We start from the raw sequence: 22,003 nt of genomic DNA, 5'->3' as shown, positions 1-22,003 counted from the left end.
CCAATGTGAAGTGACGTTCTGTCCGCTCCGGCGAAAACAGTTGCCATAGGTGCGGGCCCAACCGGTCATCGGATCGAAATAATTGCAGCCGAAAGGAATAAATCGTCGCCCCGTGCCCTTCTCCTTGAAACCGGACCCCTCAGCGTTCACTTGAACGAAGTCCAACGATTGCACCTCTTTCCCTCTTGCGTGTTGGATTAACCGATTTCAGTTATATATTAATCCAAATATAACATTAGGTCAATTAATATTTTAGTTAATATTAACATCAATTAGAATAAAAAGACGCTTCTACCAAAGGGTAGAGGCGTCTTTCTCTTGCTGCGCTGACGATTACGCTTAGAGGGCAGGCTTGTGCGGAATTGCGGTCGACTTACGCTCGACGAGACGGGGCTGAACCAGAATTTTGCGACACGGCGCTTGAGGATGATGCATCCGCCAGACCAGCAGTTCGACAGCGGTTTGAGCAATATGTTCACGGGGATAATCCAACGTCGTCAGGGGCGGATATTGAAACTGCGACGATTCTAAATTGTCAAAACCGACGATGGAAACGTCCTCCGGCACTTTGATGCCTCTGGCGTTTAATCCGTTGCTAAGGATGTAAGCAATCGGATCATTGGCGCAGAAAAACGCTGTCGGCAAGTCGTCCGCGTCAAGCCGTTCCATCACGGGGCTGTAGTCGATATCGCCGAAGGAGTTGATGAAATGCAGGTCATAGATATGCTTTTCATTCAGTTCCAACCCCCAGTATCGGATGGCGTCAATAAATCCGTTGTACCTGTCGTGAAAGGTGGGAGACAAGCTGTTGTCGCCGATATAACCGATCCTCTGATGCCCCAGGTGAACCAGGTGGCGTACCGCCGCAAAGGCCCCCTGATTATCGTTCGTCAAAACCACGTCGAAGTTCATTGAAGGAAAATCGTGGTCAATCACGATCATAATTTTTCCGGTTGCTTGCAGCTGCTCGGCAAACTTCTGCGAAAATCTCCCGAACAAAAACAAAGCCAGCGGATTGTCCCGTTCGATCAAATCGAATATGGCCTGATCATCGCCATCGATCGGCACGCCGTGAATGGCTACCTGGCAGCCATGCGTCTTTAAAGCGTTATCGATAAAATAATAGGTCGACATCGTATGAGGTTCCTTTAATTCGCGGCGATTCACAATAATGAAGACCACCGCATTCGGCGCGGCATCCGGACTTTGCTCCGGAACGCCCTTGTACTCCATCGTTCTCGCCGTCTCCAGAACAAGCTCGCGGGTCGCTTCGCTAATCCCTTCATGTCCGCGCAATGCCTTGGAAACGGCTGCCGTCGATAGTCCCAGTTTTTCCGAGATGTCGCGCAACGTTACTTTCTTCGTTTTCTTAGCCATCCTTCGGCACCTTCGCTTTGCTCTATATCGAAATATAATTAAATATTAACATCTTCAGTACGTTTCGTTAATTCTTTTTTCTCTAACTAGTATAGAACAATTACACCGATGTGACAAATCTCGCGACGAAATTACGATCTTTTAACTTACAATAACATGGGACAATGAAGTCGGCATGAAATCGTTAACTTTCAATAGAGTCCCCAACTCAATCAACAATTAAAATTTAGATAATTTTTTAATTAACAGGTTGTGCGAGATAGATTTTTTGCAAAGAAAAAAACCGCGTATGTAAAAACGCAACATACGCGGTTTACGCCTTCCGTCCATTATCGGCGATAAATCCGGCGGGGGAGCAAACGGCTATCTCCCTTCTTCCAGCCTGCATAGCCTACCAACCAAGCAACGGCAAAGAGAACGACGAGTCCGTATCCCCACCGGCCCATGTCGATTTTCCCCAACCATTGCTGGATATTCCCGCTGCCGAGCGTATACGCGATCAAACCCATCCCCCACAAAGCAGGAAATCGGTCGGTCGCGGACCCGAGCATGGAAGCGCCCGCGATATGAAGAAATACCAGGGGAATGATGTATTTCCGATAATCCCGCGTCCCCGCGAAAGAATCGCCTTTCATCCCGTCTCGCCCCCTTCGGCGCGAACGGAGTCTTGATAAGCTCTCCTCGCCGCCTCGAATACCGTTTTCAAAGGGATGCCGTTCGCTTTGGCCGCCGCTTCGCATTGCGCGTATTCGGGAGCGAACTGAACGGTTTTCCCTCCCATGACGCCGACTTTGACTCCGATCGTCCCCCAGGGGGTCTCGACATCGACCAAATGGCGCTCAAGCCGCTTGCATTCCGTCCATATATACCTCATGCCCAACGTCGTCGTCTCTTCGAAGACGATGGTCTCCATGAGATTCAGACGGTCGGCATTCGTCAAGACATTCAGCAAGAAACCCGGCCGCCCTTTTTTCATCAGGATCGGAATCCAGAATACGTCATGGGCGCCCGCCGAGAGCAGCCGTTCGCTCACGTATGGGCAGAGCTCGGGATTCATGTCGTCGATGTTCGTCTGCAGCATGACCATTTCGCCTTCCCGATGCTCCCGCTTATGCTCTTCGAACATCGCCATCCTCCTCGAGTCCGTCCTCGTCCATGCCGCCGAAAAAGTCTTGTTCGACCATCATGCACAGGGTGTGATAGATCGGAAGATGGCGCTCTTGGATGTCGGGCGTCGACTTCCAAGGCACGCGGATCGTCACGGCGCACAAATCAGCCAGCGTGCCGCCGCTGCTTCCAGTGAGACCGATCGTCGTCACCCCGAGCGCACACGCGACCCGAACTGCCCGAACGACATTGCCGGAGTTTCCGGACGTGCTGATTGCAAGCAGGACATCCTCCGGTTTCGCAAGCCCGTATACCTGTTGGGCGAATACCATATCCGCCGCGACATCATTGGAATAAGCCGTCACGAGGGCGGAATGGCTGACGAGCGAAATCGCCGGCAGCGCCCCCTGCAGATGGTCGGCAAGATAGGCGCCGTCCTTCTGAAATAGGGATTCAAACATTATGCGCCGATCCGCGGACAACGGCCGCTTGGACATGAACCCCTTTATCAGTTCTCCTACGATATGTTCGCTGTCGGCTGCGCTTCCGCCGTTCCCGCACGCAAGCAGCTTGCCTCCGGCTCGGTAGGCTCTCGACAGACAGCGGTAACCCGCTTCGGTATCGTTTCGGCATGCCGACAAATCCGGGTATTTGGCGATCAATCCCGACAACCAACGATCAATATGACGATCGGAAAGCATTTTCGTTCCCCCTTTCGAATGGCGTTGGCGTCATCGCCTATCCGGTATGAACCTCGTTGATTTCTTCCCAGGTGGCGGTTCCGGCCGTGCCGATCTTCCGGATGACGACCGAAGACGCGCAATGGGCGAGGGCAACCGCTTCCGGCCCCGTACCTCCGGCGCCAAGCGCGCACAGCGAAGCCGCGGCGAAAGCGTCTCAGGCCCCGACGATGTCGATGGGAGGGGGAACCGGCCGGGTCGGAACGAAGACGCACTTAATCCTCCGCCTTCAATTTGCCTTCTCTCAAAAGCTTGACGCGCTCGTTCACCCGCGCCAAAAGCCGTTCGTTATAGATGGCTTTGTATTCCCATTGGTCCAGAACGCGCTCGTTCCATCCCTTCTCCTTCGCCTTCTCCGCCAGCCATTGCATCTGATAGATCGTCTGGATGCCGGTCGACTGATCGGACTTGGACGAGCGTCCGAACGTGCTTCGCGCAGTCGTCGGGTATACGGAGGATGATGCTCAGGGGAACGGACACGGCCCGCGCCTGACGATTGTGCACGATCGGCATTACAATCACGATCATCATGAGCACGATCATCATGAACACGATCATCATAAGCACGATGATCATGACCATCACCAACATGCGCCTGATCGTCGTCATTCTACTTCTGAATAAAGCGGCAGGCCGATCTCGGTTCACGCTTCGAGAGCTCCCAGATCACCGACCCGCTTCTGAATCTGGCACCGAAATATGTATTTCCTAGAGGATCGGTCCGGCTGAGGTCATGGCAGACGGAGATGATAAGGAGAACGAGAGGGCGTCCTACCGGACGCCCTTTATCCAATCAATTCGCATGGAACCGATCGAAGCTCGCCGTTCCCGTCGCGGCGCTGAACGGCCGCAAGCGGAGCATCATCATGCGGTGAAAAAGAAAATCGCCAATTCATTCGGATGTCCCCCGTCCGATCCCCATTGACAACCTCTTTGTACTACTGCAATAATACAGTCATGCGAGGAAGCGGGTGAATGTAGGCGTGTTGAACTTTTACGATCTCAAGCTGAACAACCGGGAACCTGTCTATCTGCAAGCGGTATTGTACGTGAAACGGCAAATCCTGCTGCGCAAGGCGCTGTCAGGGGACAAACTGCCGTCCAGGCGGGAGATCGCCTCGCAGCTGAACATTAATCCGAATACCGTTCAGAAGGCGTTCAAGCTGATGGAAGATGAAGGATTCATACGGACCAGCAGCACGCTCGGAAGCGTCGTCTACGTCGATGACGCCATCCTGGGACGCATCGAGGCCGAGCTCACGCGCGAGCTGGTGAAGTCGTTCGTCGAATCGGCCAAGGAGATTCAGCTGTCGTTCAAGACGGTCGTCGAATTGATCAGCGAGCATTGGGATTAACGGCGCATCGACGGTTCCATCGGGCCTCTGCGCCTTTCTTGTACTATATACTTAATACAATAGAGGTGGTTCGTTTGCGCGGCTTGTACCGTCTGTTGAATTGGGAATTCGGCCGCTGGCTGGGCTTCGTCGCCCTCCTGTGCGCCGGCGCGCTCTTGGCTCCGCTCTATCTGTTGAACGCGGCGGCCAAAGATTACAACGTGTTTGCGAATCATGCGCGATATGAGGATCTGTACGCGGCATCCGGCTGCCCGCTCCTCTTCTTTCTCTTGGTGCTCCTGCTATGCGCATATTTCCTGAAGACGATCTATGCCGGCTACTGGGGCGGCAAGAGCATCTATACGTACCTGACGCTGCCCGTCAGGCGGGAGTCGCTCTATCTCAGCAAGCTGCTCGTCTTCCTCGTCAGCCTGCTGCTGCTGATCGTCGCGCAGCTCCTCAGCATCCGGCTTGGCTACGCGCTCGTCATGGATCGCGCGAGCGCCTATCAGGAAGGCAAGATGATCATGCACAACGGGCTGTTCCTGGCCTTCGTACGATCGGACTTTTTCCGGCTGCTGCTGCCCTTTCACTTCAGCCGCTTACTGTCGTCCGTCAGCATGCTCCTCGTCATCGCGACCGGATTCTACTACGGCGTCTTATGCGAGCGGAGCCGGAAGTACGCGGGATTCGTCATGGTCGGCACCGCAGGGCTGGTTCTGTACAACGTCCTCGTCTATCGCTTGAACGAGGCCAGCCATTACATGGCGTCCAAGAGTCTGTACCCGAGCAGCCTGTTGCTCCTCGCGCTCAGCGGGTACTTCGTATGGCACAGCTTGAGATGGATCCGAAGAGGCGCCATCGCTTAAAGGAGAGGGGACCACGACAATGGCCGAATTCAAGAAACACGCCGCCATTCCCGCATTCGTCGCGGCGATCGCGCTCCTGATCGCCATCGCCGTACAAACCTACGGGATGAGAGACAACGGCACCTTCGCGTTGAAGGATCTGACCGGCAGCCGCGACGCCATCGGGGATGTCGCGATCGGCGGGGAACTGTTGGACGGCTATCACCGGACGAACTTCCGTCTGCAAGCGGGGACGGTGACGACACACACCGCGATCTTCGAACAGCCTAGATCTGCCGATATGTACACTTACAACCCCGGCATGGCCAAACGAATCGACGACATGCAATTCAACGTGAGCGGGATCGGCACCTATGAGATTACTTCCTACAAACTCACGAACCCCGATGCCTACTTCATCCCCGTCGGTTCGGCGGAAGTCACGCCCGCGATCTCGAACGGCAAGACCAATAGCGCCACCTTCGCCAACCAGCCGGAATACGGCGTAGCCAAGGTCGGCGACAAGGTGTACTTCACGGTGCCGGTATCCGCCGAATTCACGGGCAAGAGCGGCATCTACGAGCTTCGCTTCCACCAATGGGGCTTACCGCCGGCGGTGGACCGCAAGCAGTATGCCGCCCGCAAGGTTGCAGAGATCAATCTCGACGCCAACGCTTCTCCCGAGCAGCCGCACATCGAAGTGCTCGGCCTCGAGGCGGTCGGCGCCAAGCTGATCTTGCTGTCGGTCGAGGGCCCTACGCTGAAGATCAGCAGCTATGACAGCGACAGCGGCAAGCTGCTCGGCGAGGCGTCTGTTCCCGACTTCTACTTGCCGGGCCGGCCGGGGGAGAAGCCCGCCGGGACGAATGGGTATGTCGAGAATTACGAAGCGTACGCCGATCCGGCGCAGGACATGCTGAACGTCAGCTTCCGGGGGAGCGAAGGTCGACGGCTCATTCTGAGCTTCGACGTCTCCCGCGGCGTTCAAGTCGTCAATACCGTCCAGGCGGACCTTGCCGAGGGCGCCAACTTGGGGTATGGCGATACCAACTATATGAGCTATCGGAACGGCAAGCTTTACGTCCTCCGGAACATTCACGAAGCGCGGACTTCCGACGCATCGCCTATGTACGATCTCGCGCTTCCGCAGCATTTCTATATCTACGTCTACGCGCAGTCGAAGCTGGTCTACCGGGGAGAGCTCCTCACCGATCGGAATGAAGACAATATGGAGATGATCTACGGACAGGCTTCGCGAGGCGGCTTCAGCTATGATTCGATGGATTATAGGCGTTTCGCGAATCTGAGCGTAGCATCGATTCCCGCGGCGGGAGGCACAGAGCATGATTGAACTGAAATTCGTAGATCAGCGTTATCCCGCGAGCAATGCCCTGCTGTACGTGAACCACCTGGCGATCCCCAAAGGCGAAGTCGTCGGCATCCTCGGGGAGAACGGCAGCGGGAAGACCACCTTGCTCAAAGCGATCATGGGCATCGGCGAGCTGCAGAACGGGGAGATCACGATCGAGGGAAGACCGGTCACGGCGCAGTATGACCGGATCGCGTTCATTACGGAGGAGGGCAGCTATCTGCCCGATCTGACGCCGGAGAAGTACGGCCGGTTCCTGGCGGATTACTTCCCGAGGTTCGATCAGGCGCGCTATGCCTCCTTGGTCGACGCTTATGAACTCCCGGCGAACCGCAAGATCAGGACGTTCTCCAAAGGCCAGAAGATGAAGCTGGAGATCTGCGCCGGCCTGGCCAAACGGGCGGACTATCTGATCATGGATGAACCGTTCGTCGGGAAGGATATCTTCTCGCGCCGGGACTCGTTGAATCGGATGATCGCAGGTCTGAGCGGCGAAGAGACGGTGCTGCTGACGACCCATCTGATCGACGAGATCGAGAACGTGATCGACCGGGCGATCATCCTTCACAAGGGGCTGATCCGCGCGGATATTTACGTAGACGACATGAGGGAACGCGGCCTGAACTTATCGGACGTGATGCTGGAGGTCCGGAACGCAAGGACCTCCCATCCGTTCTCTTGGCCGGCCGAATGAGCGAGGCGTTGCGTCGATCGCCAACGTCGGCGGAAGCCGAGCAGCGCGGCTCAAATCGCGATTCTCCGGCGCTGTCGCCGAAGAGGCGCATGCCTCCGAGCGCACGAAGCTCCTCCCTGATCATCGTTTCCGAGTCATTATCCCTCTTACTTCAATCAGGTTCTCTCGGATATGCATCAGGAAATCCTTGCACAAAAAAAGTATTTCATTCCAGAATAAAAGTAACAACCTTAGTCCGGTGGAGTACCGAACTAAGGTTGCTGTCTATAAGAAGATTATTGTCTAACTGGAAATTCCCCATATAAGCAAATAATATAATTCATGGCCAAGAAGGGCTGCATATTGTTATGCGGCTGATTTCCTCCAGCCGTATTAATAGCTTGCGCTGAAAGGGGCACGTTAGAGGTAGCTCCATATAACGGAAGTTGAGTGCCTCCCCGGCCTTGCTTGGGGGTCTCGGCCCACAAGTTCCCTGTAGCAGCCGTCGAGTTGCCCGGCGCGGCAACCGCTTGCGGATGATGCGTATGAGCGGGAAGCTCGTTAACGTTCAGCGTCACCGCAGGCGCGCCGACCGACTCTCCTACCGTTCTCGGCGTAAGTCCCGGACCAGCCCCTTGTCCCATGGCGGTATTGCCATTCAAATTCGGCAGAGCGAAATTGGTTCTTCCATCGCCGCCGTATTGGACACCCAGTATGCTAAATAGTACTGTATTCGATGAGATAGGCAGCAATTGGCCATTACAGAGCGCCCAATTCTTGGGCGCATAATTGCCACCGAATAGCCGAATCTCCCCTGTATAAGCGTCTGCCATGTCCGTTCCTCCTCAGTTCCTGCTAGGATAAATTCCGTTTAACGCAATGCAATAGCGAACAGTCAAATAGGGCTGCATGTTCGAATGGCTCTGCGAGCCTCCGGCGCTGCCTATGGCCTGGGCATTCATAAGCCCCAAATTACCGGAGGCGGCGAATTGATTCGAAGAGCTTGCCCACACAGCAGTCTCCGGCGAGACCGAAGAAGCCGCGACGTTGGAAGCCGAGACTTGATGGGTATGCATCGGAATTTCATTCGTCGTTATCGTATGGGACGCTTCGCCCGACGTCATACCGAGCGGATAACTGCTCCCTATACCTACCGGCACCTTGCCTCTCAGATCCGGGAGCGCAAAGGTGCTGACGCCGTTGCCGCCATAAGTGGTGCCGAGCAATGAGAAAAGCGCTTGGTTGCTGTTAATCGACATGATCTGCCCATTGCAATCCGCCCAGCCTCTCGGAGCGAATCCGATGGCGAACAAGCGAATTTCACCCAGGAACTGTTCTCCCATAATTATCAATTCCTCCTCATTCTACGATTAAGTTGGCTTAATTCTGGCTTGGAAAGATTCCCGTAGTAGCTATTATGTAGGTAATCGCTAAAGTCGGCATCATATTATTATGCGGCTGGCTGCCTCCCACCGGAGACAGAGAGGAGGGACTCATGGATACAAGCGTCTGACCCGACCCGTCCGAGTAATTGTTGGACGGAGCCGCCGCCCAATAGGCATTGGCGGGGTTATCGATGTTGCCAGGCGATCCGGAAGCAACGGCCGGATGATTGTGGACCGGCATTTGATTGCTGGTCAGCGTGACAGATTCAGTACCCCCTAACGTTCCCTGAGGATAAGTCGAGCTATAATGCAGCGGAACCCTTCCTCGCAGGTCAGGCAAACCGAATGTCGAGACGCCGTCTCCCCCATATGTAGTTCCAAGCAAGGTGTACAGCACTTCATTGTTTGAAATATCAAGTATCCTGCCGTCGCAAAGCGCCCATCCTTCCGGGGCATAATTGCCGCCGAACAATCGAATTTCCCCCAAGTACCTCTCGCTCAACCCAATCACCTCTTAAAGTAAGTTTAGACTGCCAAGGCTAAGACATCGTCCACTCCATGCGCACATACAAACCGTCTTCTTCGGTGGCCGTGAAGGACATGCGCTCATACCAATGCTTGGCCCGGTTATCCATTCGAACGCTCAATTGTACCGGTAATCTTGTTCGGGCTGCCTCCTCTTGAAGATCGGCCAAGAGCCGGCTGCCCAAACCCTTGTTGCAGTGTCGCGGCAAAAGGGCGATGTCTACCAAGACGATTCGATCGGCGCACCTAGATACATAGAGTCTCCCGGCCCTTTCTTCTCCAAGCCAGATAATAAAATCTTCAGCTCCGGGATAATAGGCCAAATAAGAGGCTCTTTGCGCCCTCCACTGCATCTCAATAAACATACTCCGAGCCGCTTCATCCCAACCCCATGCTTGCAATTCCTGTTCCCTGGTTGAGGCATAAAGCTCATACAGAAACTTCTCGTCTTGTAGACCGGCGGCTCTTAGTTCCATACTCACCCATCCTTCAAAACAGGGCTTGGAGAAATATGTCGATTCAACTCGATCATATCATATGCCTATTAATTATTTCCATTTTTTAATTTACGGTATTTCATTATTACGCTACTATTTAATTACATCGTTCTAGTTAATTTTAACTATAGATAGGAGAAAATTATGAGCAGTAGAAAAGGGAGAAGTAACATGAGGAGGATGGCGGTCCTGCTGGTTGCGGGATTGCTTGTTTTTGCATCTCTTGGTCTCGGCGCATGGACGCCTGATGCGTCTGCGGCAAGCACATGGGCGCCCCGGACGTCAGGGCATACGAATCCGTTGTATGCTGCCGATTACGGAGGGGGGCAATTTCTGGCCACAGGTTCGCAAGGCGATTATTCCACCTCCCCAGACGGCACAACCTGGACCAAGCAAACGGTTCCGGGCGCGAGTAACGGCGCAACTTATTACACGGCGCTCTATACCGGAACTTCCTGGATTCTGGCAGGGATTGATGGGAAAATCACGACGTCTCCTAACGCCGCTCCAGGATCATGGACCGCCCGAACTTCGGCAGTCGTGAATCGGGATTTATGGGGCTCCGCCTATGGAGCCGGCAAAGCGGTTGTCGTAGGTTGGCAAGGGACCATTCTCGTATCATCCGACGACGGCGCCAGCTGGACCAATTATGGACCCGCAGGCGTAGACTTTAACAGTGTCGCTTATAATGGCTCATTATTCGTTGCAGTCGGCGATTCCGGCAAAATCTATACCTCTACGAATGCGGCAACGTGGACGCTCCAAACGAGCGGTACGGGAACAAACTTGTTTAGCCTTACCTACGGACGAGGCTTGTTTGTTGCAGTGGGGGAGTCCAATCAGGCTTATACCTCTACGGACGGCATTGCCTGGACGCCGCGCACCCTTCCGGGTGCGGTAACTGCGTTGTACGGCATTACTTTCGGCGGTAATAAATTCAGTGCCGCAGGGCCTGGCGGTGTGATTACGGTCTCCGGTGACGGAATCGCATGGACAACCGAGACGTCAGGCACAACGTCTGCGCTAAACGGAATCAAGTCAGTACATGGCAAAGTTATTGCCCTTGGCGACAGTGGCACTTTGCTGACCCAGGATCTTGATGCGAATGCCAATCTTAGCGCGTTGTCCATCAGCAGCGGAACATTGACCCCTAACTTCAACAGCGCAACGATCTCCTACACGGCATCCGTCGGCAATGCGACGAATTCCATCACGGTCACTCCGACTTCTGCGGACGTCAATGCTTCCATTACCGTCAACGGAACTGCCGTTATCAGCGGAGCCGGCCAATCCGTATTTCTTAATACGGGAAGCAATACGATATCTGTCGTCGTTACAGCCCAAGATGGACTTTCAACCAAGACTTACACCCTAACCGTTACGCGCGCGGCATCGAGCAACGCCAACCTGAGCGGATTATCCATTAGTTCGGGTACGCTCACTCCTGTTTTCAGCGCAGGGACGACTTCCTATACGGCGTCTGTAGGCAGTTCTGTTACGAGCATTGATGTAACGCCTACAATCGCGGACAGTAACGCAACCGTTAAGGTTAACGGCTCCGCAACGGCTAGCGGCTCCGCCCGAACCGTTCCGCTAATCGTCGGATCTAATACCGTTACCATACTCGTTACCGCACAAGATGGGAATACCATTAAATCCTACACGATTGACGTAACCCGGGCAGCACCGCTATCCAGCAATGCCGACTTGAGCAATTTAACGCTCAGCGCTGGCACTCTCTCCCCGGCATTTGCGTCCGGCACAACCTCCTACACAGCTTCAGTAGCCAATGGCGTAAGCAATGTGGATGTAACGTCTACCGTTGCCGACGGCACGGCGACAGTGAAGATCAACGGGACTGCTGTTGCCAGCGGCAGCGCATATACCGTTGCTCTGAACGTTGGAGCGAACACGATTACCGTTCTGGTCACTGCGCAGGACGGTACGACTCAGAATACCTACACCATTACGGCGACTCGTGCCGCTTCTGCGAATGCAGATCTTAACAACTTAACCATCAACCAGGGGACGCTGAGTCCGGGATTCGCCTCCGGCACACCGGATTACACCGCTTCGGTTGGCAATAGCGTCACGAACTTGAATGTGACGCCTTACGTTGCAGACAGCACGGCAACGGTGACGATTAACGGGGATACCGTTATCAGCGGAAACGCCAAGAACGTTGCCCTGAACGTGGGACCGAACACGATTATGATCACGGTCACTGCGCAGGACGGCACGACTCGGAAAACCTACACCATTACGGCGACTCGTGCCGCTTCTGCGAATGCGGATCTTAGCAACTTAACCATCAACCAAGGGACGCTGAGTCCGGGATTCGCCTCCGGCACATCGGATTACACCGCTTCGGTTGGCAACAGCGTCACGAACGTGGATGTGACGCCTTACGTTGCCGACAGCACGGCAACGGTGAAGGTTGATGGGTCTGCCGCTATCAGCGGCAACGCCAAGAACGTCGCCCTGAACGTCGGGCCGAACACGATTACGGTCCTAGTTACCGCACAGGACGGCACGACCGAGAAGACCTACTCCCTTACAGTAACGCGAGCTGCTTCTGCGAATGCTGACCTTAGCAACCTGGTGATTAGCCAAAGCACGCTGAGCCCAACCTTTGCTGCAGACACAACGGCTTACACGGCTTCTGTAGGCAACAGCGTCACGAGCCTGGATGTGACGCCTTACGTTGCCGACAGCACGGCAACGGTGAGAGTTGCTGGGTCTGCGATTACCAGCGGAAACGCCAAGAATATCGCTCTGGACGTGGGACCGAACACGATTACCGTGCTGGTAACCGCGCAGGACGGCACGACCGAGAAGACCTACTCCCTTACAGTAACGCGAGCTGCTTCTGCGAATGCTGACCTTAGCAACCTGACGATCAGCCAAGGGACGCTAAGCCCAGCATTCGCATCCGGCACAACGACTTACACCGCTTCCGTCGGCAATAGCGCCGCCAGCCTGGATGTAACGCCTACCGTTGCCGACGGCACGGCAACGGTGAAAGTTAACGGATCCTCGGTTTCTAGCGGCAACGCCAAGAACGTCGCACTGGCCGTGGGACCGAACACGATTAACGTGCTGGTAACCGCACAGGATGGCACGACGCAGCAGAGCTACACGATTACGGTTACTCGTTCGGCTTCGGCTCAAGCAGATCTTAGCGATCTAACGATTAGCAAAGGTTTGCTTAGCCCTTCATTCGAGTCCGGAACGACGGCTTATACCGCTTCCGTCGCCAACAGCGTTTACAGTTTGGATGTAACGCCTACTGCAGCCGATTCTACGGCCACTATCAAGATCAATGGCGACGACGTTGCCAGCGGCAGCGCCAAGAACGTCGCACTGGCCGTGGGACCGAACACGATTAACGTGCTGGTAACCGCACAGGATGGCACGACGCAGCAGAGCTACACGATTACGGTTACTCGTTCGGCTTCGGCTCAAGCAGATCTTAGCGATCTAACGATTAGCAAAGGTTTGCTTAGCCCTTCATTCGAGTCCGGAACGACGGCTTATACCGCTTCCGTTGCCAACAGCGTTTACAGTTTGGATGTAACGGCTACAGCAGCCGATACTGCGGCCGCCATCAAGATCAATGGCGACGACGTTCCCAGCGGCGCCGCAAAGTCTATTGCCTTGAACGATGGAGTCAACTCTATAGTCATTGAGGTGACCGCGCAGGATGGCTCGACGCGCCAGTCGTACACCATTAACGTTACTCGGGAACAGCCTGCTTCCCCTCCAGGGAGCACGCCGCCCCCAACTACGACCGTAACGACAACGGTTGAAGTCAAAATCGGCGGTATCGGCGGCGGAAGTCTCGTTGATATCTTTAAAAGGATCGGCATCAGCGTTAAATTTACCGCAGAAATTCATACGAATTCCGACCAGAAACTGAATCTGGCGGACGCCGTTATCTTCGACAAAGGCACTCTGCAACTCCGCAATGTACCGGCGGGCACGTACACGCTTATCCTTAACGTTATCGCGCCGAACGGCCAGAAGCTTGCCGGTCAGAGGGCCGTGCTTATTGTAGATGCCAAGGGTTCCGCTTCTCTCACGACCGAGCTTATCGATCCGTTCGGCATCGTGACCGACAGCTTGACCGGACAGCCGATTGCGGGAGCCACCGCCACCTTGTATTGGGCGGATACGGATCTGAATCGCAGCAAGAACAGAACGCCTGGCACTGCCGTATCTCTCCCGGAGCTGCCCGACATGACCCCTAACCAGAACCATAATCCACAGGTGACCACGGCTGCGGGCGAATACGGGTGGATGGTCTACCCGGATGGCGACTACTATATGATTGCCGAGAAGAACGGCTATGTCGTATACGACAGCCGGAAGGATCTGCGCAATGAACAACAAGGGGATTCCAGCTACATTCGCAATGGCATCATCCATGTCGGTCAGACGATCGTTCAGATGGACTATGCCATGGATCCGAACTTGGCTGATAAAGGTACCCACTCCGCTTATATAAGCGGTTATGGCGACGGAACCTTCAAACCGAACCGCAGCCTGACACGGGCCGAGCTGGCAACCATCCTCGCGCGGATCATTCCGGACGGCACCGCTGGTCCTTCAGCCGCTGCCTTCAAAGATGTGCCTGCAGCTTACTGGGCCAAAGACGCGATCAGCAAACTCTCCAGCCTGTCTATCGTCAACGGATATCCGGACGGTACGTTCCATCCGAATGCCCCCGTTACAAGAGCTGAGTTGGCCTCTCTTCTGATCAAAATAAAGAAATTGGACACTTCAACCGCCGGGAAGAGTTCGTTTACCGATATCGGCAAGCATTGGGCTCGAGCTGCCATTGTTGCTGTCGAATCGCTTGGGTACGTATCCGGCTACTCGGATGATACGTTCCGGCCGAATCAGGCCGTGACCCGAGCCGAAGCCGTGAAGATCCTTAACCGGGCGCTTGGCCGCTCGGCTAATAATCAAGAAGTCGACTCGCCGTGGAAGGATATCAGCACTGATTTCTGGGCTTACAAAGACATCTTGGAAGCATCTGTCACCCATGACTATTCGGTCCCGGCCAACGGCACCGGAAATGAATACTGGACTTCGAAGTAAAGCAAGAAACAAAAAACGGTCCCCGGGCGTAAGCCCGAAGGACCGTTCTTTTGCTGTCTGCCGAACTGCGCGTCTAGATTGTCTCCTTGCATCCCGTTCGCCGGTTCCCGCAAGCGTTCATTTGATCGGCAAGGAGAAGACCGTTCACGAGTTCCCGCCCGGTCAGCGGCTCGATTAAACCCGGTTACGATGAACGCCAGATTAAATCATGTCCAGCGCTTGCAGCACGTTCCGCCGCCAAGCATGACGGAGGGACCGCCCGTCGTCTTCCCTTTTATTTGGACAGAACTCTTTGCGCGGCATCGTTGTATATCTTCAGCACTTTTTCGATGTCGCCCGTTTTTTGGACCTTGTCGATAAACTTGGACCAATCGTTAAAGTTTTTCTTGCCGGATACGAATTTGGCCTGCTCTTCGGTAACGAACGTTTTGACCGGGTTCATGATCTCCGAAATTTGCTGGCTTTCGTCCGGCGTAAATTGAATAGCCGGCTCTTCGAACCATGACGGAATGTACGCGTTGCGAGGCATGGGCAAGCTGCGGATAAACGGCGACTTTTCGATGGGCACTTCTTCGAATTTGCCGTCGAACACGGTATAGTCGTTCGGGGCGAAATCTACGAACGCCGTGGAATCGATCGACATCTGCAGGCCGGGATTATGCTTTTTGCTCGCCCGCATCCCGTAGTTGTCTCCTTCCACCCACGGATCCTTCGCGTTTTTGATCGAATCCACGAAGGTCGGATTGCCGTCGTCGCCGATGGCGTAGGTGGTTCCCTCGATGCCCCAAGACACCAGCCTCGTGATGTCGTCCGAATATTGCGCATCGATAAACTTGATGAGCTCCTCCGGATTTTTTGCTTTGGCGCTGATGCAGAAAGTCGCCCAGCCCCAGTCCGGCGTGTTGACATTCGCCACTTCCTGCCACGCCGTCCCGTATTTCGGGTTGCTCGGATACAACGAAACGGCGAAAATTTTGCCGTCGTCAGCGGTTCTCGTATAATCGCCCGGAAGCGTGAACCAATCGGCCATCCACATGAAGTTGTCGCCGTTCAACGCTTTTTTCTTCAGCGTATCGTCCGTATCGATCGTATATTCGGGATCCAGCAGCTTCTCCGAGTAGAGCTTGTTCGCGAATTGCAGCGCGTCTTTGTAGCCGTCGCCGAGCACGCCGTACTCGTACTTGCTTCCGTTCCAGAAAATATCGGCTCGGATATGGCTCGCCGAGAATAAGGAACGAAGATCGTTCCATCTCGTGTTGACGGGATACTTGTTCGGGTACAGCTGCTTCAGCTTTTTGGCCGCCTCGTAAAATTCGTCGAGCGTCCGCGGAATGTCCATGTTGTTGGCCTTGAACAGATCGTAGCGGTACGAGGACGTATTCTGGACCAGCATTCCGCTGTCGGCGGGAAACCGGGGTCTCGACGTTTCTTTGAAATAATACATCTTGCCGTCGGCGTTCGTGACGCGCGCCAATCCGTTTTTCACCTGGCTCAAATAGTTCATGTAGTTCGGCATGTCTTTCTCGTACGGGCTCAGTTCCAAAATTTGGCCCTGCTTGGCCATGTCCGTCGTATCGTAAAACAAGGGAGTGACGAACAAGTCGGTCAAGTCGTCGCTCGCGATCATCAGCTTGACCTTTTCGTCGTACTCGGAGGAAGGAATGTAATTGTATTTGATGTCGATCTTCTTGCCCATCTTGGCTTCCATTTGTTTCAGCCATTCTTTGCCGACCATGCTGTTCACGTCGTCTACGCCGCCGGATGGCAGCGTGACCGAGAAGCTGATCGTCCCTCCGCTTTCGCCTGCCGGGGATCCGCTGCCGTCGGCGTCTTGATCCGACGATTGGCAGCCTGCCACGGCCAAGGCCAGCAACGAGGCGGCGGCGAGGCTCGCGATCTTCGCTTTGTTCTTCATGGAATTTCCCTCCTGGAATCATCGATCGGTTCGTTCGTCCAAGCTCGATCCGTCAGCCCTTAATAGCTCCGACGAATACGCCCTTGGTAAAGTGCTTTTGGAAAAAAGGATAGATTGCCATAATCGGGAACATCGTAATAATGATGACGCTCATTCGAATGGCTTTAGGATCCAGCGTCGCTCCCGGCCCGTTGATCGCCACGTTGCCGGCCCCGACTCTTCCTTGAATCGCCTTTGTATCCAACGCAAACAAGTAGTTTCTGAGGATCATCTGCAAAGGATACTTGTCCTGGTCTCTCAAGTAGATCAAGGCTTCGAACCAACTGTTCCAGCTTCCAACCAAGCCGAATAAAGCAAAGGTCGCAAGCAGCGCTTTCGATAAAGGCAAAATAATTTTGAACAGAACCACGAGGTCGTTGGCTCCGTCGATAAGCGCGGATTCCTTCAGCTCGGCCGGAATGTTGGAGAAGAAGGTTCGGAACAAGAACACGTTATAGGCGCCGACCGCGCCGGGAATGATCATCACCCAGACCGTATCCAGCAGGTGCAGGCTGCGCATCAGCAAGTACGTCGGGATAAGCCCTCCGCTGAAAAACATCGTAATCATGAGAAATACCGTAAAAAATTTTTTCCCGATAAACCCCGACACCGTAAGCGGATACGCCATCAAGGAGGTAAAGATCAGCATGATGCCGGTGGAGCCGACGGCATAGAGAATGGAATTCAAGTACCCTTTGTAAATAAACGGGTCTTTGAAGACGTCCCGATAGGCTTGCAAGGTAATGCCCTTCGGCCAAACGGTGACGCTCCCGGAGGAGATGAAGCGGGAACTGCTCAGGGAAGTGGCGATGATGTTCAAGATGGGATAAAGCACAACAACCAGAATGACGGCCATGACGAGGATATTGATCGCGTCGAACATTCGGGAGCCCGCGCTTTCGCTTCGCTTCTTTTTCAACCTTCTCGCCCCCCTAGAACAAACTCGTTTCGGAAACCTTGCGGCTGAACCAGTTGGAAATGTACAGGATGGTAAACGAAATGACGGACATGAACAAGCCGATCGCCGTCGTGTACTCGTATTTCGCGCCCAATATCCCCTGCCGATAAACATAGGAACCGATGACATCCGCTACGCTGTACGTTTCCGGCGAATAGAGCAAAATAATTTTCTGGAAATCCGTGCCGAGTATGCCGCCCAGGGAGAAGATGAGCAGGATGACTGTCGTCGGTCGGATCGACGGCCAAGTGATATGCAGCATTTTTTTCCACCGGCTGGCGCCGTCCACTTCCGCGACATCGTATAGGGTAGGATCGATTCCGCTTAAAGCGGCAAGGTAGATGATCGAGCCGAACCCGACGCCTTGCCAGATCCCCGAAGAGATGAAGATGGTCCTGAAATAATCGGGCTCGAGGAGGAACATGATCGAACTTCCGCCGAAATAGGCAACGATGCGATTGACGAGCCCGTCTCTGGCCAAGAAATCCTTCAGCAGCCCCGCCACGATGACGACCGAGATAAAATGCGGAAAGTACGACACCGTCTGAACGATCTTTTTAAAGTGCTTGTTCTTTAGCTCGTTCAGCAATAGAGCCAGAATAAGGGGAGCGGGAAAGGACCAAAGCAACGAGTACAGACCTAGCAGCAACGTGTTTTTCAAAACCCGGAACGCCATGGGATCGTGGAAAAACGTCGTGAAGTATTTGAATCCGATCCACGGGCTCCCGATGATTCCCTTGGAAGCGTTGAAGTCTTTGAAGGCGATCGTGATCCCGTACATCGGAAAGTAGTTAAAGATCAAAACCGTCAGAAAACCCGGCAGCACCATGAGATATAGATATCGCTGCTTCCAAAGTCTCGGTAATAGCCTTTTTCTGTACGTTGTCTCCAAAAAAACACCCCTTCCATTGCGTGCAGCCCATTGCCGCCTTTCCGCCGCGGGCGCGCGGCGGAAAGACCTGCGGCAAGGCGCGTTACGGATTCGCCGCCGCTGGCGCCGGCGGCAGCCCAAGCTTCGGATCGTCCAAGTCCAGCCTATACATTAGCTGATTGTAGTTGTACCGCGGCGTCGGAACATGGTTCGTAAACGTGTTCGTATATGTCCCTTCGAAATAAATGACGCGGCCGCCGTCCTTGTCGAAAAATTTGTGGTGGGCGAGATTGTAGAACGTATAGTTGTTGTGCGTGACGATCTTCTTGGCCGTCGTCCACGGGCCTTGCGGCGCCGCCGCTTCCGCGTACCAGATCTCGCCGAGCCCCGACGATTGGCCGCCCACCTGCTGCCCGATCATCACGAATTGACGACGATACGCGTTCCACTCGATGGAGCTGGAGGCAATCTGAACTTCCCCTCCGGAGTCCGCATCCTTTAGTTGGAAGTAATGCGGGTCGTTAGGCTTGATCAGACCGAGTCCGATCAACTCCTTCTCCTGGTCCTGCCGGAGGGGAGGGGTGTCGCGCTTCCAGCCCCACACCAGATTGCCCTCGGCATCGCGTTCGAGCGACGTGTTCGCCCCGTCGTAGGTCGTGCCCGGCGTCAAGCAGGTGAAGGCTTCGTACTGCGTATAGTCCTTGATGGCGTCGAAGGCGGCTGGTACCCGCAGATTCGGCATCCGATGCTCGGTGAACATCCAGTAGCCTTTACCGTCCTCTTCGTAATAGCTCGCCTGGCCGCCGGGATGGCGCCAATCGTCCTTGGACGGGAACTGGACGAGCTGCTCGAACTCGTTCTTCTCGTCGTTGAAGACGAGAATGCCGAAGGCGGTCAGGTCCGGATTGTGCGTGCTGTAGCCGGCTAGCAGCCGCTCCTTCCCGGCGGCGTCCTTGGCCGTCATCAAGCCGAACACCCAGGCGATCCCCGCTCCGTCGGGCAACGGCGGCACCAGACTCTTGACGAATCCCTCGTCATTCGTAAAATACGTCAGGTCGACGCCGACGTCGGGATCGAGACCGCCCTTCCCGGGAAGCTTCGACGTGGCGCCCGTCACCCGGAAATTGCCGAGCGGATAGCTCGGGCGATCCGTGTCTCCCCAGAACCAGTACAGACGATTGCGGTATTCGATCGCCTGCACCGAATCCTGTCCCATGACCTTCCCGTTCAGGAGCGGTTCCGCGATCGGCGGCTTCAAGCCGAGAAGAACGCTGTCCCGATAGATGCCTTGCCCGGTTATCCGGTACAGCCGCTGGGCGATGTTGATCCGGTTCATCTTCAGCGTGACGCTCCCGCCGGGCGTCACGTCGACCGCCTGGCCGCGGTTGCCGAAGAAGTCCGCCGGAACGTCGTAGCCGTCGCTGGATAGATGAAAGAAGACCTTCTGATTCATCAAACCCGGCTCGTCAAAGGCGACGTAGCCGGCGCTGTCCGTGTAGTACAAAATGCTGTTCGTCGTCTTCAGCTCAACGGCCGGAATGCCTCGCCCCGTCTCGGCATCCACGACCCGAATCGCGAAGGGCTCCTGCTTCTTGTGGGACGCCGCGCCCGTCTCCGGCTTCGCCGCCGCTTCTGCATCCTCCGACGCCGCAAGCGCCGCGCCTGGCGCCATCGCGATCGTAAGCAGCGCGACGACCCATACGCCTGCCGACTTCCAAGATTTCCAACTCACCGTGATCCCTCCAATAAGTTGATGATCGCATCGTTCTTATGCCGGAACAGGGATGTCAAGTTATAATACTAAGTAGCACATAAAATCATACTAAGATTGATTTCATAATAATACGAAATTTCTGGTTTTGCAAACCCTTTCATACAAATTTGAGGTACGAAATTGCGACATTTTCCTATAAAGCGCGGACACCTCACCCCTAAACGAGCGAATATCCAACGGCAAACAAGTCCCTATTTCCATAGAAGTTCACGATCACTTAGTATACTATTCATACGCAGTTCGTTATAATGAAAGAAATGACTCGCTTGAGGTGAACGAAGTGGACAAGAAACAAACGGCTTCCCCCAAATACCAATTGGTGAAGGATTACGTACTCTCGCAGATTGAAAACAACGAAATATCGCAGGACGATCGAATTCCGAGCGAATCGGAATTTGCCAAAATGCTGGATGTCAGCTCGATTACCGTTCGGAAGGCGCTGACGGATCTCGTCAACGAGGGCGTCATCTATCGCGTCAGGGGAAAAGGCAGCTTCGTGGCCAACCAGAGCGCGGCCGCGGTCAAAGCGACATCCAATCTGGTCGCCTTTATTATTTCGGGGCTGGAATTGCACGACAGCTCCTATCTGCGAATCATGAAGGGCGTTCAGTCTTTCCTCGGCAAGAACGACTGCAAGCTGATGATCGAATTCGTGGAGAACAACTTCGAACAGGAACGCGAACTTGTTCTGCAGCTCATCCAATCGGATATCAGAGGGCTGCTCGTCTATTCTTCCGATCCCGATGCGGCCAGAGGCTATCTGGACGACATCCGCAGGAGATCGATTCCGTTCGTCATGCTCGACCGGTTCCCTGCCGGCTATCCCGTGAGCTCCGTCGCCTGCAACAATCACGACGGCGCGTACGAAGCCGTCGAATACTTGATCGGGCAAGGGCATCGCCGCATCGGCTTCGCGGCTTACGATTTCCATCTCAGCTCCGAGAGCGACCGCTACCAGGGCTACCGAAGCGCGATGTCCAATGCTTCGGCCGGCATCGACGACGAATGGTTGTATCTAGGACGAGACCTGGACTACGAGAAGCTGGCCGGCCAAATCCGCGGCGGAGAGATCACGGCGCTCTTCTGCGCGAACGACAAGCGGGCGCTCGAAGCGCTCGATAAACTTACGGCCGAGGGCGTTCGAATCCCCGAGCAGTTGTCTTTGATGGGTTTTGACGATTTCGAGAGCGCGAAATTCGCCAAGGTTTCATTGAGCACCGTCAAGCAGCATTTCGACATGCTCGGCTACGAAGCGGCCAAGCTGCTGTTCGAAATTCGCGACTCCTCGTCGCACGGATACAAGAAGATCCTGCTGCCGACCGATCTGGTCATTCGCGAAACGGTTGCGCCGCCGCCGGAATCATGAGCGGAAGTCCCCTGTGCGGCCGCAGCTCCGACTTGGCACAAAGAGGGCCGACTCCGCCATCGGCGAAGCCGAGGCGGCGAATCGGCCCCGCCGATCAACACCAGACGCTGCCCGTCGTTCAG

The 22,003-nt window shown here is 54.8% G+C and carries 19 protein-coding genes; 6 read left to right on the top strand and 13 right to left on the bottom strand.

Going from position 1 to position 22,003, the window contains the following annotated elements:
- Positions 1–339 precede the first annotated feature (339 nt).
- The 5 genes from H7C19_RS20050 to H7C19_RS20030 form a co-directional block, all read right to left on the bottom strand.
- On the bottom strand, positions 340–1,377 hold the full coding sequence (locus tag H7C19_RS20050; protein WP_185670826.1) for a LacI family DNA-binding transcriptional regulator: 1,038 nt from the start codon (positions 1,375–1,377) through the stop codon (positions 340–342).
- Between the two features lie 329 nt (positions 1,378–1,706).
- Positions 1,707–2,012, bottom strand: coding sequence for a hypothetical protein (locus H7C19_RS20045; RefSeq protein ID WP_185670825.1), 306 nt, complete (start codon positions 2,010–2,012; stop codon positions 1,707–1,709).
- Positions 2,009–2,503, bottom strand: coding sequence for a nickel pincer cofactor biosynthesis protein LarC2 (larC2, locus tag H7C19_RS20040; RefSeq protein WP_185670824.1), 495 nt, complete (start codon positions 2,501–2,503; stop codon positions 2,009–2,011). The genes H7C19_RS20045 and larC2 overlap by 4 nt, the downstream gene beginning before the upstream one ends.
- A complete protein-coding gene (locus tag H7C19_RS20035) occupies positions 2,487–3,155 on the bottom strand; it encodes a D-sedoheptulose-7-phosphate isomerase (protein WP_221469354.1) in 669 nt (222 codons plus the stop codon). Before H7C19_RS20035 ends, larC2 begins: the two co-directional genes overlap by 17 nt.
- Before the next feature lie 284 nt (positions 3,156–3,439).
- Complete coding sequence (locus H7C19_RS20030) at positions 3,440–3,595, bottom strand: hypothetical protein (RefSeq protein ID WP_185670822.1); 156 nt, start codon at positions 3,593–3,595, stop codon at positions 3,440–3,442.
- A 600-nt stretch (positions 3,596–4,195) separates the two neighbouring features.
- On the opposite strand from H7C19_RS20030, the gene H7C19_RS20025 reads away from it, so the two are divergent.
- From H7C19_RS20025 to H7C19_RS20010, 4 genes are all read left to right on the top strand, one after another.
- Positions 4,196–4,579 carry a GntR family transcriptional regulator gene (locus H7C19_RS20025; protein ID WP_313731855.1) on the top strand — a complete coding sequence of 128 codons (384 nt, stop codon included), beginning with the start codon at positions 4,196–4,198 and terminating at the stop codon, positions 4,577–4,579.
- Between the two features lie 83 nt (positions 4,580–4,662).
- Positions 4,663–5,427: a hypothetical protein gene (locus H7C19_RS20020; RefSeq protein WP_221469353.1), complete on the top strand. Its 765-nt coding sequence runs from the start codon at positions 4,663–4,665 to the stop codon at positions 5,425–5,427.
- 19 nt (positions 5,428–5,446) lie between these two features.
- Entirely contained in the window at positions 5,447–6,757 is a 1,311-nt protein-coding gene (locus tag H7C19_RS20015; protein WP_185670820.1) for a hypothetical protein, read from the top strand.
- Positions 6,750–7,469 (top strand): ABC transporter ATP-binding protein, encoded by a 720-nt coding sequence (locus tag H7C19_RS20010; protein ID WP_185670819.1) that lies wholly within the window; start codon positions 6,750–6,752, stop codon positions 7,467–7,469. Before H7C19_RS20015 ends, H7C19_RS20010 begins: the two co-directional genes overlap by 8 nt.
- Before the next feature lie 275 nt (positions 7,470–7,744).
- Here the strand turns inward: H7C19_RS20010 and H7C19_RS20005 are convergent, their stop codons facing one another.
- From H7C19_RS20005 to H7C19_RS19990, 4 genes are read right to left on the bottom strand one after another with little or no spacing between them, the layout of a single operon-like run.
- Complete coding sequence (locus H7C19_RS20005; RefSeq protein WP_185670818.1) at positions 7,745–8,281, bottom strand: phage tail protein; 537 nt, start codon at positions 8,279–8,281, stop codon at positions 7,745–7,747.
- 12 nt (positions 8,282–8,293) lie between these two features.
- Entirely contained in the window at positions 8,294–8,791 is a 498-nt protein-coding gene (locus H7C19_RS20000) for a phage tail protein (RefSeq protein ID WP_185670817.1), read from the bottom strand.
- Positions 8,792–8,828: 37 nt separating this feature from the next.
- The gene (locus H7C19_RS19995; RefSeq protein WP_313731854.1) at positions 8,829–9,344 is read right to left on the bottom strand and encodes a phage tail protein; all 516 of its coding nucleotides are present in this window, start codon (positions 9,342–9,344) and stop codon (positions 8,829–8,831) included.
- 28 nt (positions 9,345–9,372) lie between these two features.
- Positions 9,373–9,834: a GNAT family N-acetyltransferase gene (locus H7C19_RS19990; RefSeq protein WP_185670815.1), complete on the bottom strand. Its 462-nt coding sequence runs from the start codon at positions 9,832–9,834 to the stop codon at positions 9,373–9,375.
- Between the two features lie 201 nt (positions 9,835–10,035).
- Here H7C19_RS19990 and H7C19_RS19985 point away from each other — a divergent pair, with 201 nt between their 5' ends.
- Positions 10,036–14,958 carry a cadherin-like beta sandwich domain-containing protein gene (locus H7C19_RS19985; protein ID WP_185670814.1) on the top strand — a complete coding sequence of 1,641 codons (4,923 nt, stop codon included), beginning with the start codon at positions 10,036–10,038 and terminating at the stop codon, positions 14,956–14,958.
- A gap of 274 nt (positions 14,959–15,232) precedes the next feature.
- Here H7C19_RS19985 and H7C19_RS19980 read toward each other — a convergent pair whose 3' ends face one another.
- The 4 genes from H7C19_RS19980 to H7C19_RS19965 form a co-directional block, all read right to left on the bottom strand.
- The gene (locus H7C19_RS19980) at positions 15,233–16,873 is read right to left on the bottom strand and encodes an extracellular solute-binding protein (RefSeq protein ID WP_185670813.1); all 1,641 of its coding nucleotides are present in this window, start codon (positions 16,871–16,873) and stop codon (positions 15,233–15,235) included.
- 52 nt (positions 16,874–16,925) lie between these two features.
- A complete protein-coding gene (locus H7C19_RS19975; RefSeq protein ID WP_185670960.1) occupies positions 16,926–17,795 on the bottom strand; it encodes a carbohydrate ABC transporter permease in 870 nt (289 codons plus the stop codon).
- A 49-nt stretch (positions 17,796–17,844) separates the two neighbouring features.
- A complete protein-coding gene (locus tag H7C19_RS19970; RefSeq protein WP_246469621.1) occupies positions 17,845–18,699 on the bottom strand; it encodes an ABC transporter permease in 855 nt (284 codons plus the stop codon).
- A gap of 145 nt (positions 18,700–18,844) precedes the next feature.
- On the bottom strand, positions 18,845–20,473 hold the full coding sequence (locus tag H7C19_RS19965) for a hypothetical protein (RefSeq protein WP_185670811.1): 1,629 nt from the start codon (positions 20,471–20,473) through the stop codon (positions 18,845–18,847).
- Between the two features lie 313 nt (positions 20,474–20,786).
- On the opposite strand from H7C19_RS19965, the gene H7C19_RS19960 reads away from it, so the two are divergent.
- On the top strand, positions 20,787–21,881 hold the full coding sequence (locus tag H7C19_RS19960; protein ID WP_313731851.1) for a substrate-binding domain-containing protein: 1,095 nt from the start codon (positions 20,787–20,789) through the stop codon (positions 21,879–21,881).
- Positions 21,882–22,003 lie beyond the last annotated feature (122 nt).

Source organism: Cohnella nanjingensis (genome assembly GCF_014212125.1).
Lineage (GTDB): Bacteria > Bacillota > Bacilli > Paenibacillales > Paenibacillaceae > Cohnella > Cohnella nanjingensis.
Note: the sequence above shows the minus strand (reverse complement) of the source record. Positions and strands in the feature narration are given on the sequence as shown.

Bases quoted from the DNA above. Each gene is read 5' to 3' on its own strand.
- H7C19_RS20050 (WP_185670826.1), bottom strand. From the start codon at position 1,377: ATGGCTAAGAAAACGAAGAAAGTAACGTTGCGCGACATCTCGGAAAAA.
- H7C19_RS20045 (WP_185670825.1), bottom strand. From the start codon at position 2,012: ATGAAAGGCGATTCTTTCGCGGGGACGCGGGATTATCGGAAATACATC.
- larC2 (WP_185670824.1), bottom strand. From the start codon at position 2,503: ATGTTCGAAGAGCATAAGCGGGAGCATCGGGAAGGCGAAATGGTCATG.
- H7C19_RS20030 (WP_185670822.1), bottom strand. From the start codon at position 3,595: ATGCAATGGCTGGCGGAGAAGGCGAAGGAGAAGGGATGGAACGAGCGC.
- H7C19_RS20015 (WP_185670820.1), top strand. From the start codon at position 5,447: ATGGCCGAATTCAAGAAACACGCCGCCATTCCCGCATTCGTCGCGGCG.
- H7C19_RS20010 (WP_185670819.1), top strand. From the start codon at position 6,750: ATGATTGAACTGAAATTCGTAGATCAGCGTTATCCCGCGAGCAATGCC.
- H7C19_RS20005 (WP_185670818.1), bottom strand. From the start codon at position 8,281: ATGGCAGACGCTTATACAGGGGAGATTCGGCTATTCGGTGGCAATTAT.
- H7C19_RS20000 (WP_185670817.1), bottom strand. From the start codon at position 8,791: ATGGGAGAACAGTTCCTGGGTGAAATTCGCTTGTTCGCCATCGGATTC.
- H7C19_RS19990 (WP_185670815.1), bottom strand. From the start codon at position 9,834: ATGGAACTAAGAGCCGCCGGTCTACAAGACGAGAAGTTTCTGTATGAG.
- H7C19_RS19985 (WP_185670814.1), top strand. From the start codon at position 10,036: ATGGCGGTCCTGCTGGTTGCGGGATTGCTTGTTTTTGCATCTCTTGGT.
- H7C19_RS19980 (WP_185670813.1), bottom strand. From the start codon at position 16,873: ATGAAGAACAAAGCGAAGATCGCGAGCCTCGCCGCCGCCTCGTTGCTG.
- H7C19_RS19975 (WP_185670960.1), bottom strand. From the start codon at position 17,795: ATGTTCGACGCGATCAATATCCTCGTCATGGCCGTCATTCTGGTTGTT.
- H7C19_RS19970 (WP_246469621.1), bottom strand. From the start codon at position 18,699: ATGGTGCTGCCGGGTTTTCTGACGGTTTTGATCTTTAACTACTTTCCG.